This is a genomic window from Pseudomonas rustica (assembly GCF_049959085.1).
In the GTDB taxonomy this organism is placed as follows: domain Bacteria; phylum Pseudomonadota; class Gammaproteobacteria; order Pseudomonadales; family Pseudomonadaceae; genus Aquipseudomonas; species Aquipseudomonas rustica.
Genome location: NZ_CP188200.1, coordinates 4,072,145 through 4,084,872 on the forward strand (window position 1 = coordinate 4,072,145; position 12,728 = coordinate 4,084,872).

The window sequence follows — 12,728 nt, forward strand, 5'->3', positions numbered from 1 at the left end:
CCTTCATTGATCGAACACTGAACATGCGCGTCGACCGTTTCCTCAGCAATCTACCGCGCTTCAACCGTCAGCAGGTGCGCCTGTTACTGGTGGAAAAGCGCGTGCGGATTGACGGAAAAGTCGTCAGCGATCCGCACAGCGAGGTGCTGGAGTTCAGTCGCGTAGAGGTTGATGACGAAGTGCTGCAAGTCGGCAAACCGGCGCGCTATTTCATGCTGCACAAACCGCCCGGCTGCGTCAGCGCCACCCGCGATCCGCAGCATCCGACCGTGCTCGACCTGATCGATGAACCGGACAAGGACGACCTGCACATCGCCGGGCGCCTGGACTTCAACACCACCGGGCTGATGCTGATCACCAACGATGGCGCGTGGTCGCGGCGCTTGACCCAGCCGCAGACCAAACTGCCGAAGGTCTATTACGTCGAGACCGAGCAGGAAATTGGCGCGGAATATGCGATCACCTTTGCCGAGGGGATTTACTTCGCGTTCGAGGATCTGACCACGCAGCCGGCGCAACTGGAGCTGCTCGGCCCACGCTCGGCGCGGCTGAGCATCGTCGAGGGGCGTTATCATCAGGTGAAGCGCATGTTTGGTTTCTTCAACAACAAAGTCCTGCGCTTGCACCGTGAATCCATGGGGCGGTTACAGCTCGATGACGCGCTAAAACCGGGCGAGTACCGCGCTTTGCGCACCGAAGAGATTCATTTGTTCTAAGCCCGCGACCGCTGAGCAGAAGTTGTCGAACAATTTACCAACGGCACTTGCGCGATCCTGCCTCCCCTGCTTGAATCAGGACGTCGGCCGAAATGTGACCGACGAGTCACAACATACCTCTAAGAAACTTTTTGTCGGTCGTCAGCCCCAAGGGCTGCGCCTCAGCCGACAAACTGCCCGCCAATAACAATACCCGTCGACCTGCCTTATCGGATCGACATGGGCCAAGCAAATTCCAGGCGTATGCCTACCTGTCACAAAGCTCGTGCAATCTCACCATTGCGCGCATACCCGCTTGCTTGCCAGGAGTCTTATGACATGAGGCCAGAAATCGCTGTGCTGGATATACAGGGTCAGTATCGGGTTTACACGGAGTTCTATCGCGCAGACGCCGCAGAAAAGACCATCATTCTGGTCAACGGCTCGATGGCCACGACTGCGTCGTTTGCACAAACCGTGAAGAACCTGCACCCGCAATTCAACGTGGTCTGCTACGACCAGCCCTACGCGGGTCGGTCAAAAGCCCACAACCGCCACGAGAAACATCTGACAAAGGAAGTCGAAGGGCAAATCCTGCTGGAGCTGATTGACCACTTTGGCGCAGAGCACGTGCTGTCGTTTTCCTGGGGCGGTGCTGCGACTCTGGTCGCCCTCGCCCACCAGCCTCGGCGTATCGAACGGGCGGTGATCAGCTCGTTCTCGCCGGTGATCAACGCGCACATGCTCGACTACCTTGAACGTGGCGTCGACTACCTCGGCCAGCGCGACGGCGACCGCGTCGGCCATCTGGTCAACGACACCATCGGCAAACATTTGCCTTCGCTGTTCAAGCGCTTCAACTACCGCCACGTCAGCAGCCTGGCCGAGCACGAATACGGGCAGATGCATTTCCACATCAGCGACGTGCTGCACAGCGACCGGCAGTGCTACTTGAACGCGGCGAAAAAGATCAACGTGCCAGTGCTGTTTTTAAACGGCGAATGGGACGAATACACCGCCGCCGACGATGCGCGCCTGTTCGGCAACCACGTCGCGCAGAGCACCTTCACCACCCTGCAAGCCACCGGGCATTTTCTCGATATGGAGCACAAAGCGGCGTGCCGCGATAGCCAGAACGCCTTGCTCGGCTTTCTGAAACCGGCGCAGCAAACCAGCCGAACGCGTTACTCGTTTGTTCAGGATCAACATGCATTGGCTATTTGAAAAAGTGTCGTCGCGCGCGAGCCTGCGGGGTTGAGCTTTTGATTTGCGACCCGCAGTGCTCGCCCGCGATTGACCGTTTTCAACGATACAAAGCGCTCTTTTGCAAAAGAAAAACTTCAAATCCGTGGCCGAGTCTGGTACAAAGTCAGCCGCTCTGAGCGGGTATAGTTTAATGGTAGAACAGTAGCTTCCCAAGCTTCCGACGAGGGTTCGATTCCCTCTACCCGCTCCAATCAAATTTTGTCTCACGTCGTGATTTTTTTGACGGGGGATGCAGGAATACAGAAAACCGGCCTATAGGGCCGGTTTTTTTGTGTCCGGGGTTTGGCAAGTGCAGTGAACACGAGGCGTCCCACCTTTATTTAATTCCCTTATTTTGTGAGTTATTGCTAATTTCAGAAGATAAGCCACAATATTCAGGAGTTATCGTTTCTCGCTAAACGATTTTGAGTGATCGCACCTTTCATTCGTTGAAGCATTCTCCAGGCAGTACACACATCATGTTGGACTTAAGCCTCAGCACGCCTGACGAAATCATTAAAAAACTGGGCTCACGTCTACGTACGGAGCGCTTGGCGCTTGGCATGTCGCAAGCCGATGTGGCCTCACGCGCCGGCGTCGGTGGCAACACAGTGTCCAGCATGGAAGCCGGGCGCAATGTGAGTTTCGAGAGCCTGGTGCGAGTGGCCATGGTGCTTGGACGTGGTAAAGAACTTGAAGGGTTGTTCCAGCCAAAGCTCGATACCCTCGATGACATCTTGCGCTACGAAAAAAGCGCCAAGCGTCATCGCATCAAAAGGAAATCCGACGATGCTTGAACAGGTTGATGTCTTCTACGATGGCTGGGGCGAACGCTGGCGGTGGGGCACGCTCGTTTCCACAACGGCCTTGACCGGCCGGCCGCTCATTGCGTTTGAGTTCAGTGATGAGGCCAAAAAGAAAGGACTGGAATTATCGTCCTTGCGCCTTCCACTGGAGGGAGCCCGGCTGCGACGGGATTTTCCGTCTCATCAAATGAGTCTGCCCGGCCCGGTCTATGATTCCCTGCCTGACGGCTGGGGCATGCTTTTGATGGATCGCTTGTTCAAACGTCGCGGGCTCAACCCGGCGCGAATCGGCCCTTTGGAGCGACTGGCCTACATCGGCAACAATGCCATGGGCGCCATGTCGTTTGAGCCGGTTGCACCCGAAGCGCTGGAACCGCAGATCCACGTTCCCATTGCCCTGCTGGCAGCCGAAGTACGCGAAGTGCTCAAAGGCGAAGGTGGCGAACTCCTGCAAAAACTGCTGCTGGTAGGAGGCTCTCCGCAAGGCGCCAGACCCAAGGCTTTGGTTTATCGCGACCCTGAAACCGAAATCTTTACCACTGCGGCCACGCCGGGGTTTGAAGCCTGGCTGGTGAAATTCCCCGCACAGCAAGAACACCCCGAAGTCTGCGCCATAGAAATGGTTTACGCCGAATGCCTGCGCATGTGCGGCATCCAGACACCTGACACTCAGTATTTCAGCCTGCCTGACGGAATGGCCGCCTTCGCCAGCAGACGCTTCGATCGACAAGATGGCTTACGCGCGCCCATGCAACGTCTCGCGGCTTATACCGGCGCGGATTTCCAATCCCCGGGTGCATTGGATTACGTCAATTTCTTGCGCGCCACTCACAAATGCACCAACGACGTTCGAGAAAAAGCACTCGCATTCGAACGCGTGGTTTTTAATGTCGCCTTCAACAACCGCGACGATCACCCGAAAAACTTCGCCTACCTCATGACTGCCAGCGGCGATTGGAAGCTGGCGCCGGCTTACGACGTCACTTTTTGCGAGGGGCCTGGTGGATATCATCAGATGGACGTGATGGGTGAAGCCCTGGAGATTGACCGCAAGGCCATGCTCAAGCTTGCGCAGGAAGCAGAGGTTCCAGCCAATAAAGCCGCTGAAATGATTGATGGGGTTTGCGACATTGCCAGTGAGTTTTCAGTGACGGCCGAACGTCTTTATCCCGGTTTGATCACCCGGGAGACACTGCTCACTATCCAAAACCGGATCGACAATAACGTCGCAAATCTGCGTCGGAAATAAGCTGGGACTTCTGCGATATGAACCCGCTATTCGGCTGGTTTCTAGTGAGTTGCTGCGCGCGGACGCAACCCTTTGCAACACACTCTCCGCTCGCCTTTTCCTACCCTTCCTAGACTGCATAAACCATTGAGGTCATCAGCGGACGATGACCTTTCGGTGGCTCCACTGTTGATCACAAAAAACCAGTAGGTATAGTAACTACCAAGCACACCACAAGGAGGTGTTGTGAATAGCCGTTTTTTAATCGGCCAACTCGTCGCAGACGGTTGGTATCTGGTGCGGATCAGAGGCAGTCACCATCACTTCAAGCATCCGAGCAAACCCGGATTGGTCACTGTGCCGCATCCGAAGAAGGATCTTGCTCAAAAAAACGGCCATCAGTATTTTGCAGCAGGCGCTGCTTTGACTCACTCAGTCAGTTGCGCCATGGAGGACAACACACATGCTTTATCCGATTGCGATTTCAATAGGTGATGACGAACACGCCTGGGGCGTGGAAGTGCCGGACATTCCTGGCTGTTTTTCCGCAGGTGATGACCTCGACGATGCTGTCGCCATGGCTCGCGAAGCGATCGAAGGCCATTTCGAGATTCTGGCCGAGGACGGTGCGCCTATCCCGTCCGCCAGCAAACTGGGCGTGAATGTGGCCAATCCGAAATACGCCGGTTGCGCGTGGGCGGTGGTGGACATCGACGTGGTCAAATATTTGGGCAAAGCCCAGAAGCTCAACATCACCCTGCCGGGGCACCTGCTTAATCGTATTGATGAGTATGTGTTGCACCATCCGGAAGAAAGGAGCCGCTCGGGGTTTCTCGCGTCGGCGGCTTTGAAGGTGTTGCAGCAGGGTTGAATTCGTCTTTGTCTTAAGGGCATTGGAAATGAGCCATTCACTGCGACAACATTTTGAAAGAGCACTCATCCCATGACGCAAAACATCTACGACGATCCCGAGTTTTTCCAGGGCTACAGCCAGATGAACCGCTCCATCGGCGGGCTCGATGCCGCGCCGGAATGGCCGGCGCTCAAGGCGTTGCTGCCGGTCATGCATGGTTTGAATGTGGTCGATCTGGGTTGTGGTTATGGCTGGTTCAGCCGTTGGGCCAGTGAGAGCGGCGCCGCCAATGTGCTGGGTCTGGATGTTTCGGAGAAGATGCTGGATCGCGCGCGGCAGACTACGGTGGCGACGAATATTCGTTATGAACGTGCCGATCTTGAGCAGCTCGACCTGCCGGTTTGCAGTGTTGATCTGGCGTACAGTTCACTGGCGCTGCACTACATCAAGAACTTGTCAGGGCTGTTTGCTCATCTTTATGCGGCGTTGAAACCGGGTGCGCACTTTGTGTTTTCCATCGAGCATCCGATTTTTATGGCCCCGCGTAATCCGGGGTGGTTGGTTGATAGCGGGGGCAACAAGCGTTGGCCGCTGGACAGTTATCAGATGGAAGGTGAGCGGGTGACCCATTGGTTGGCCGAGGGCGTGATCAAGCAGCATCGTACGATCGGGACGTTGCTCAATTCGTTGATTGAGGCGGGGTTCACCATTCGTCATGTCAACGAATGGGGGCCAAGTGATGCCGAGGTGGCGGCGCAACCGGCACTGGCGGAAGAGCGGGAGCGGCCGATGATGATGCTGGTCGCGGTGCAGCGTTGAATGGATTCAACCTTGGAATAGCCCCTCACCCTAGCCCTCTCCCAGAGGGAGAAGGAACTGACCGAGATGCCGTCCAAAGCTACGTCGACCTGCGATATCGAGCCGAACTCAGGATTTGAAAAGCCCCCAAATCAGCTCCCTCTCCCTTGGGAGAGGGCTGGGGTGAGGGGCTCGCTTGACGCCATCCCACCGCTCTCAAGTCGAACAAAGCATTCGTTCGTTTCAGCGAGTCGCAACGATAAACAATCGCGGAAACGGCAACAGCACCGACCCATCCGCCAACGCCGGATAAGCCTTCGCGACTTCCCTCAGGTATTGCTCCAGATATTCCGCCCGCTCCGCTTCAGTCAGCGGACTCAAAAACGGAATCAACCCGCTACCCTTGAACCACTCAACCACCCCTGCTGCGCCAGCCGACAATTGATGGTGATACGTCGTGCGCCAGACATCGACCCGCGCGCAGTGCGGGCGCAACATCGAGAAATAATCGCTGGCACTCGCCATGTCCGTCCGCTGTCCCGCCGCGCCGGCGAGCTTCGCGGCCCACGGGCCATTGGCGGCGACTTTACGCATCAAGCGGTGGGACGGTTCGTTGAGGTTATCCGGCATCTGAATCGCCAGACTGCCGCCCGCCGACAACTTGTTGGCCAACGCGGGCAACAACGCTGCGTGATCCGGCACCCACTGCAACACGGCATTGGCGAAGATCACATCAAACGGCCCGGCGTCCGCCCATCGATCAATCTCTGCCACCTCGAACTGCAACTGCGGTAAACGCTTGCGTGCCGCGTCGATCATGTCGGCCGAGCTGTCCAGCCCGCAGATTTTCGCCTCAGGAAAACGCTGCAGCAGAAGCTCCGTCGAATTGCCCGGGCCACAACCGATATCAACCACCGCTCGCGCCTCTGCCGTGGGAATCGCCGCCAGCAGATCGCGGGCCGGACGGGTGCGTTCATCTTCGAAAGCGACGTATTGCTTGGCGGACCAACTCATTGCGTTCTCCTGTAAGGCGTTTGCTTCAAAACCTGGAAAAAACAGTTGCCGCTACCATACCGTGATCCGACTGGCCGGCGCTGCCCTACCAACGTCCGGTTCCATTCGCTGATTTGTAATTAGAATTTTCACAACGCCGTCAGTGTCTGAATTTCATGCACTCCCCCCAATAAGGAATACGGCTATGAAATTCGCGAAGATTTCCCAGAAGCTTGCTCTGTGGGCCGGTAGCCCGAAGACGTTTATGGGGGCGTTGATCCTGATCGGGCTGTGGGGGATGAGTGGGCCGATTTTTGACTACAACGATACGTGGCAACTGATCATCAACACCTCGACCACGATCATCACGTTCCTGATGGTATTTCTGATTCAGAACACGCAGAACCGCGACACCGACATTCTGCATTTGAAGATTGATGAGTTGCTACTGGTGACAAAGGAAGCGCAGAACGCGATGCTCGGGCTGGAAGCGCTGGATTTGAAGCAACTGGAGGCGTTGCGCAGGCATTACCGCTCGTTGGGCGAGGGCGAGGTGTTTAACCTTGAAGGGCTGGGTGAGAAGAGCAAGTCGAAGCAGGATTTGAATGAGTGCTAGGTTTATCGGGCGAATAAAAACACTTGTGGCGAGGGGATTTATCCCCGTTGGGCTGCGAAGCAGCCCCATTTCTTGCTGCCGAATTCAGCCTGACACACTGCATTGAATGGTTTAACGACTGCTGCGCAGCCGAGCGGGGATAAATCCCCTCACCACAGGGGATCTGTGTTGTCTGTGAGATTAGCGGCTGGCCTGTAAGGCTCTCGCCATTTCCAGGTGATTCTGCAGTTTCGGCAGGGTCTCGTCGGCGAAGGCTTTGATCTCAGGCACGTCAGTGGTCTGCGCTTCCTGCTCGATCTGCTGAATGGCCTCTTCGGTGGCTTTGACCTGACTCGCGGCATAGGCCTGATCAAACGTTGCGCCGTCCTTCACCTCTGGAATCAGCTCTTTAGCCTTGTCGGCGGTTTCTTCGCGCGGCGCGATCGGCAAATCGAGCTTCTTGGCAATTTTCGCCAGATGCTGATTGGCGGTGGTGCGGTCATTGATCACCACGATGGTGTAATCCTTGACCTCTTTGGATTCAGTTTTCCCGTGGGCCAAGCGGCTGGCTTCGATATCAGCCATGCCTTTGGCCGACGCATCGTTGATGAAATCGGCAGGCGACTGGGCAAAAGCACTGGTGGCGCACAGGCTCAACAGCGAAACAACACTCAAATTGCGTAAACGGGTGGCCATCCGGCTCATGGTCGCGCCCTCCTTTTCTCAAAATTCAAGCGGGAGCTTACGCCCCCGCCTCTCAATCAAAACGACTTCACTGACTACTTCGATTTCTGACCGGGCTTGCGGCCCATTTCTGTTTTCGCAGGGTCTTTGTCGACAGTCGTTGTAGTGGTTTTCCCACCTTTGCGACCGGCTTCAGACGCCTTCGTTCGATCGTTAGCGAAGTTTCCCGAGTTCGAGTTTCTTGAATTAGGCATGATTCTCTACCTCTTGGTAATGATCGTGGCGAGCAGGTGCCCGCCTAGATTGAGAATTTTCTGGCCGGCAAAGGTTTAGAAAAGTTGTCGATGCACTGACGAACGGTGAAGCGCAATCAGCTAATGCAGCGCCCGATGATTGCCGCGCTGCGCGATGTACAGTCACCCTCAAGCCTTGTTCGGCATCAGCCCCGGCAACGCATGCACCAACGCGTTGATGGCGAAACCGATGAACATCACCCCGCACAACCGGGTGATCAGCAACTCGTGGCGCTGATACAGCGTGCGCACCCGCTGCGCGCCGACAACACCGATGAGAATAGCGTAGGCGAGCAGCCCGCCAAGGAAGCTCAGGGCGATCAGCGCCGGCAGCATCGACCAGTTGAGCAGCTCGGCACGGCTCGACAGCAGCGCAGTAAACGTCGCCACCGCCACCGGGTAGGCTTTGGGATTGGTCAGCCCGAACAGAATGCCGTGCCAGAATGGATTGCGCGCCGCGCCCTGCGGCTCATTCGTATTGCGTCGCTGCGCCCGCACCGCGCGCCAGCCGAGCCAGAACAAGTATAGACCGCTGAGCACGCCGAGCACGTCGAATGCCGTGCTGCCGATTTCCCGAGCGCCAACAATCGCGATCAGCGCCGTGCTGCACCAGACCACATCGCCGAGCAGATGCCCGCAGAGAAACCCCGCCCCGGCCCGTCGCCCATGGGCCGCGCCAATACCGAACACCGCCAGCACACCCGGCCCCGGCGTGATGCCGTAAATGAAACCCGAGGCCAGAACGGCCATTAGCAACGATAGAGTCATGGAAAACCTGCAAGCGCCAGAACACGTGGCGGCCAGTCTATATCAGCCGATTGCGCCTGATCACTGCCCGTCGTAAAAACGCATGCCGGCGTACGGTTTCTGCCGACACGCTGCGAGTCGCGAGGCCAGATCGCCGACGTGAGCTTCGAGCTTGTGGCCATCCGGATCGAGAAAATAGAACGACGCACCTTCGCTGCGGTTATCGCGCCATTCCCGCACGTTTGCTGCTTTTAGCGTTTGTACGAATAGCGCAAAATCCGCAGCGTTGAGGCTGAAGGCGTAATGGGTGTAGTCGGCGCCCGGCTCGCTAGTGCGTAATGGATCGAACGAGAGGCACAGCCACAGTCCCGGAAGCGAAAGATAGGCACCGGCGTCCCACGTCGCCTCGACGCGCAACTGCAATACGTCACGATAAAACGCCAGACTGCGGTTCAGATCGCTGACGGCGAGGGTCAGGTGGTTGAGGCCGGTGAGCATCGGATCAGTAACCTCTGAAGGTTCGGGAGAGAGTCGGCGGATTTGTAAATACAGCTTAATTCGAACCGAATCCTTGCCCGATGTTGTTGGATAGACGAACGGCTGATCTTCGTGAGTATGACGCTGTAGTATGTTGCACTACAAATCACTACATCGAGACCACCATGTCCGTCATGTCTCTGCGTATCCCGGATGAAATTGCCGATACTCTTGCCAACCTCGCCAAAGCTACCGGCCGCAGTAAGTCATACTTGGCGGTGGATGCATTGCGTGAATATCTCGCAAGAGAAGCGTGGCAAATTGAAGAGATCCAGCAAGCACTGAAAGAAGCCGATGCAGGTGATTTCGCGACTGCTGATGAGGTTCGGGCGATCGCTGAAAAATGGAATGCAAATGCGCGTTGAGTGGCTGAAAACCGCATTAAAAAATCTCGATGACGAAGCTGCCTACATTGCAATTGAGAATCCCAAGGCCGCTTCGGAGTTTGTTCAGGCCATTTTTGCCAGCGTCGATAATCTCACTCGATTTCCCAGCTCAGGGCGCGAAGGACGCTTGCCCGGAACTCGGGAGTGGGCAGTCCCTGATCGCCCCTACTTGATTCCGTATCGTGTTCGTCAGGGTCGATTGCAAGTTTTACGCATCTTCCATACCCGACGCCTCCCGCCAAAAAACTGGTAGCAAGTACTCACACGAACTGCCCTATCCCCTCATCAATCTTCCGATTCAACCAATTCAACGCTTGATCCCCACCCCGTCGCTTGTGCCAAGCCAGCACAAACGTAAACGCCGGAATATCAAACGGTGGCGGCACAACAATCAAATCCCCATGCACCAAATCGCGCACGCTGCGCGATGACACGGTGAGAATCAAATCCGTGCCACTGATCAACTGCGGCGCGACGTTCCAGTGCGGCAGGCTGATCGCGACGCGACGGCGTTCGCGCAGTGTCGTCAGGGCTCGCTCGATTTCCGGTGTGCCACTGCCGCGCATTTCCAGCAAGACATGCGGGCGCGACAGGTAGGTGGGCAGATCGAGCACGCCGTTGGCCGGCAGGGTCTGGCGGTCGAGCAGGCAGACGTAGCGTTCTTCGAACAGCAGCGTGCTGCGCAATTCGTGGGGCATTTCCGGGAAGACGCCGGCGGCGAGGTCGATATCGCCATTGAGCACGCCTTCGAGCATGCCTTCGCGGCTGGCGTGGCTGATTTGCAGGTCGATGCCCGGCGCTTCGCGGCGCAGGGTTCGGATCAGATCGGGGAGGATGATCGCCGCGCCGTAGTCCGACATCGCCACGCGAAAGGTGCGTCGGGCGCTGGCGGGATCGAAGGTGTTTGGTGCCAGCAGCGATTGCACTTGAGCGAGTACTTCAGCGAGCGGTGCGACCAGTTCCAGCGCTCGTGCGGTGGGAGCCAGGGTTGCACCGGCGCGCACCAGCAACGGGTCGCCGAGCAAATCGCGCAGACGCGCCAGCGCATGGCTGACCGCCGGTTGGCTGAGGTGCAGGCGCTCGGCGGCGCGGGTGACGTGCTGCTCGCTGAGCAAGGCGTCGAGGATCACCAGCAGGTTGAGGTCGATGCGGCGCAGATCATTCATTTGATGCATGTTCTGGATGACGAAACGGAATTTAAATCTGCGCGACGAATACTCTAGAGTCCAGCAAAACCTGTTGGAGAATGATCATGAGTACGTTGCAGTGGGCCGGTTTGTTGGCGTTGGCCGCGTTTGCCGGGGCGGTGGTGCCGTTTCAGAGCGCGATCAACAGCAACCTGGCGCGCGGATTGGGCCATCCATTGTGGGCGACGTTGGCGTCGCTGTTGGTGAGTGTGCTGGTGTTGCTGCCGGTGATTTTGGCGTTGCGGTTGCCGCTGCCGTCGCTGGCGTTTATCAGCAAGGCGCCGATGTGGATGTGGGCCGGCGGTGCGTTTGGGGTTTGTTTTGTCGCGCTGGCGGTGGTGTTGCTGCCTAAGCTCGGGGCTTCGGGGTTTGTGGCGTTGGCGTTGGCGGGTCAAGTGTTGGCGTCGATGCTGCTGGATCACTTTGGCTTGTTTGGGTTGGTGGAGAAACAGCTGACATTGCCGCGGGTGTTTGGCGCGGTGTTGTTGATTGCGGGGGTAGTGTTGATTCAGTTTGGCAATTCGCCGGGAAGAGTCTTGGCACCGCAATAAAGATCAAAAGATCGCAGCCTTCGGCAGCTCCTACAGGATTGGATTCGCACTCTGTAGATACTCTGTTTACGGTCAAGCTTTTGCGAGGTCTTTTGCGCTAAAAAGCTTGGCCGTATCGAAATCTTCTCCGGCTTGCATGCAAGCCCACAGGCCGGTCAGGTATTTGCGCATCACGGCGACGATGGCCTGCATCTTTCTCTTTCCTCGCCCGATCAGCGCTTCGTAAAAGGCTTTCACGTTGCTGTCGCAACGAATGGCGGTCAGCGCTGGCATGTACATCGCTGAGCGTAGGTAGGCGTTTCCGCCCTTACTTATCCGTCCAGGTTTATCGATGCTGGTACCTGATTGCGTAAGCCGCACATCGAGTCCTGCATGTCGGCTGACCTGCGCGGATTTAAGCGTCACCGGCAAAGTCGTCAATTCAGCCAGTGCCGCAAATACTGAAATTTCGCCCATCCCCGGCGCCGCGATCATGTGCCCGAACTGGGCGCTTAACGTCGGGCAATTGTCGATCAGTGCCCGGCCTGCGAGCCTGAAACGCTCGATTCGCTTGTCGAAGGCCTCAATGGCTTCTTCTTCGTCTTCAATCAACATCGTCAAGGTTGTTTGAGTAGCCTTCAGCGCATGCAGCTCGTTCTTGGCTCGGGTGCGATGACATGTCAGACGATTGATATGCCTTCCGATAGCCCGCAACTCCAGCTGTATGGCTGTAGGTGGAGTCCACAATCTTGGGCTCATGCGCTCGCCGTATTCAGCTAGCAATTGGGCATCGATTGCATCGGTTTTGCTGTTTTTCAGCATCAGCTTGGCGAAGTTATGAAAGCTCTTCGGATTGATAACCGAAACGGGCAAACCCGCCGCAGCGAGCTCCATGGCCAAATCCAGGTAATAGATGCCGGTGGCTTCCATCACCACGGATAAAGGCTTGAGTTCGAGCAACTTGTTGACCGCCGCCTTACGCCCTGCGGGTGTTTGGTCGATGTTGCAGGCGCCTGCAAAACGACCGTCGTTACGCCAACCCATGGCGGTCGTGCGAGACCCCACATCTAAACCGACATGCATGCTCATGCTTTCAACTCCGAGTGAACTGGGTTAAAAATGCTTCCTGGTTCCCCTGACCTCGAACTTCA

17 protein-coding genes, 1 tRNA gene and 1 pseudogene are annotated in these 12,728 nt (G+C 56.8%); 12 read left to right on the forward strand and 7 right to left on the reverse strand.

Going from position 1 to position 12,728, the window contains the following annotated elements; all coding sequences use genetic code 11:
- Positions 1-23: 23 nt before the first annotated feature.
- From ACP3TY_RS18430 to ACP3TY_RS18465, 8 genes and pseudogenes are all read left to right on the forward strand, one after another.
- Entirely contained in the window at positions 24-716 is a 693-nt protein-coding gene (locus ACP3TY_RS18430) for a pseudouridine synthase (protein WP_426618152.1), read from the forward strand.
- A gap of 318 nt (positions 717-1,034) precedes the next feature.
- Complete coding sequence (locus ACP3TY_RS18435; RefSeq protein ID WP_053118011.1) at positions 1,035-1,919, forward strand: alpha/beta fold hydrolase; 885 nt, start codon at positions 1,035-1,037, stop codon at positions 1,917-1,919.
- Between the two features lie 158 nt (positions 1,920-2,077).
- Positions 2,078-2,151: transfer RNA gene (locus ACP3TY_RS18440), tRNA-Gly, on the forward strand.
- Between the two features lie 268 nt (positions 2,152-2,419).
- Complete coding sequence (locus ACP3TY_RS18445; protein ID WP_159814210.1) at positions 2,420-2,737, forward strand: helix-turn-helix domain-containing protein; 318 nt, start codon at positions 2,420-2,422, stop codon at positions 2,735-2,737.
- A complete protein-coding gene (locus tag ACP3TY_RS18450) occupies positions 2,730-3,995 on the forward strand; it encodes a type II toxin-antitoxin system HipA family toxin (protein ID WP_426618153.1) in 1,266 nt (421 codons plus the stop codon). The genes ACP3TY_RS18445 and ACP3TY_RS18450 overlap by 8 nt, the downstream gene beginning before the upstream one ends.
- A gap of 225 nt (positions 3,996-4,220) precedes the next feature.
- Positions 4,221-4,401, forward strand: a pseudogene (locus tag ACP3TY_RS18455) (type II toxin-antitoxin system HicA family toxin).
- Between the two features lie 36 nt (positions 4,402-4,437).
- Positions 4,438-4,845, forward strand: a complete 408-nt coding sequence (locus tag ACP3TY_RS18460; protein ID WP_426618154.1) for a type II toxin-antitoxin system HicB family antitoxin — start codon at positions 4,438-4,440, stop codon at positions 4,843-4,845.
- 72 nt (positions 4,846-4,917) lie between these two features.
- A complete protein-coding gene (locus ACP3TY_RS18465) occupies positions 4,918-5,646 on the forward strand; it encodes a class I SAM-dependent methyltransferase (RefSeq protein WP_426618155.1) in 729 nt (242 codons plus the stop codon).
- Between the two features lie 222 nt (positions 5,647-5,868).
- Here the strand turns inward: ACP3TY_RS18465 and tam are convergent, their stop codons facing one another.
- Positions 5,869-6,684 (reverse strand): trans-aconitate 2-methyltransferase, encoded by an 816-nt coding sequence (tam, locus tag ACP3TY_RS18470; RefSeq protein WP_426620497.1) that lies wholly within the window; start codon positions 6,682-6,684, stop codon positions 5,869-5,871.
- A 139-nt stretch (positions 6,685-6,823) separates the two neighbouring features.
- On the opposite strand from tam, the gene ACP3TY_RS18475 reads away from it, so the two are divergent.
- Positions 6,824-7,234, forward strand: coding sequence for a low affinity iron permease family protein (locus ACP3TY_RS18475; protein WP_426618156.1), 411 nt, complete (start codon positions 6,824-6,826; stop codon positions 7,232-7,234).
- A 180-nt stretch (positions 7,235-7,414) separates the two neighbouring features.
- Here ACP3TY_RS18475 and ACP3TY_RS18480 read toward each other — a convergent pair whose 3' ends face one another.
- The 4 genes from ACP3TY_RS18480 to fos form a co-directional block, all read right to left on the reverse strand.
- Positions 7,415-7,918 carry a DUF4142 domain-containing protein gene (locus ACP3TY_RS18480; RefSeq protein ID WP_426618157.1) on the reverse strand — a complete coding sequence of 168 codons (504 nt, stop codon included), beginning with the start codon at positions 7,916-7,918 and terminating at the stop codon, positions 7,415-7,417.
- Between the two features lie 74 nt (positions 7,919-7,992).
- The gene (locus ACP3TY_RS18485) at positions 7,993-8,151 is read right to left on the reverse strand and encodes a KGG domain-containing protein (RefSeq protein WP_082341401.1); all 159 of its coding nucleotides are present in this window, start codon (positions 8,149-8,151) and stop codon (positions 7,993-7,995) included.
- 168 nt (positions 8,152-8,319) lie between these two features.
- Positions 8,320-8,958 (reverse strand): LysE family translocator, encoded by a 639-nt coding sequence (locus ACP3TY_RS18490; RefSeq protein ID WP_426618158.1) that lies wholly within the window; start codon positions 8,956-8,958, stop codon positions 8,320-8,322.
- 60 nt (positions 8,959-9,018) lie between these two features.
- Positions 9,019-9,435 carry a fosfomycin resistance glutathione transferase gene (gene fos / locus ACP3TY_RS18495; protein ID WP_401242510.1) on the reverse strand — a complete coding sequence of 139 codons (417 nt, stop codon included), beginning with the start codon at positions 9,433-9,435 and terminating at the stop codon, positions 9,019-9,021.
- A gap of 164 nt (positions 9,436-9,599) precedes the next feature.
- Between fos and relB the strand changes: the two genes are divergently transcribed.
- Both relB and ACP3TY_RS18505 read left to right on the forward strand, forming a co-directional pair.
- Positions 9,600-9,839: a type II toxin-antitoxin system RelB family antitoxin gene (relB, locus tag ACP3TY_RS18500; RefSeq protein ID WP_426618159.1), complete on the forward strand. Its 240-nt coding sequence runs from the start codon at positions 9,600-9,602 to the stop codon at positions 9,837-9,839.
- On the forward strand, positions 9,829-10,113 hold the full coding sequence (locus tag ACP3TY_RS18505) for a type II toxin-antitoxin system RelE/ParE family toxin (RefSeq protein ID WP_426618160.1): 285 nt from the start codon (positions 9,829-9,831) through the stop codon (positions 10,111-10,113). Before relB ends, ACP3TY_RS18505 begins: the two co-directional genes overlap by 11 nt.
- Positions 10,114-10,120: 7 nt before the next feature.
- On the opposite strand, the gene ACP3TY_RS18510 is transcribed toward ACP3TY_RS18505, so the two are convergent.
- A complete protein-coding gene (locus tag ACP3TY_RS18510) occupies positions 10,121-11,035 on the reverse strand; it encodes a LysR substrate-binding domain-containing protein (RefSeq protein WP_426618161.1) in 915 nt (304 codons plus the stop codon).
- 77 nt (positions 11,036-11,112) lie between these two features.
- On the opposite strand from ACP3TY_RS18510, the gene ACP3TY_RS18515 reads away from it, so the two are divergent.
- On the forward strand, positions 11,113-11,598 hold the full coding sequence (locus ACP3TY_RS18515) for a DMT family transporter (RefSeq protein ID WP_282358342.1): 486 nt from the start codon (positions 11,113-11,115) through the stop codon (positions 11,596-11,598).
- Between the two features lie 72 nt (positions 11,599-11,670).
- Here the strand turns inward: ACP3TY_RS18515 and ACP3TY_RS18520 are convergent, their stop codons facing one another.
- The gene (locus ACP3TY_RS18520; RefSeq protein WP_426618162.1) at positions 11,671-12,666 is read right to left on the reverse strand and encodes an IS110 family transposase; all 996 of its coding nucleotides are present in this window, start codon (positions 12,664-12,666) and stop codon (positions 11,671-11,673) included.
- Positions 12,667-12,728 lie beyond the last annotated feature (62 nt).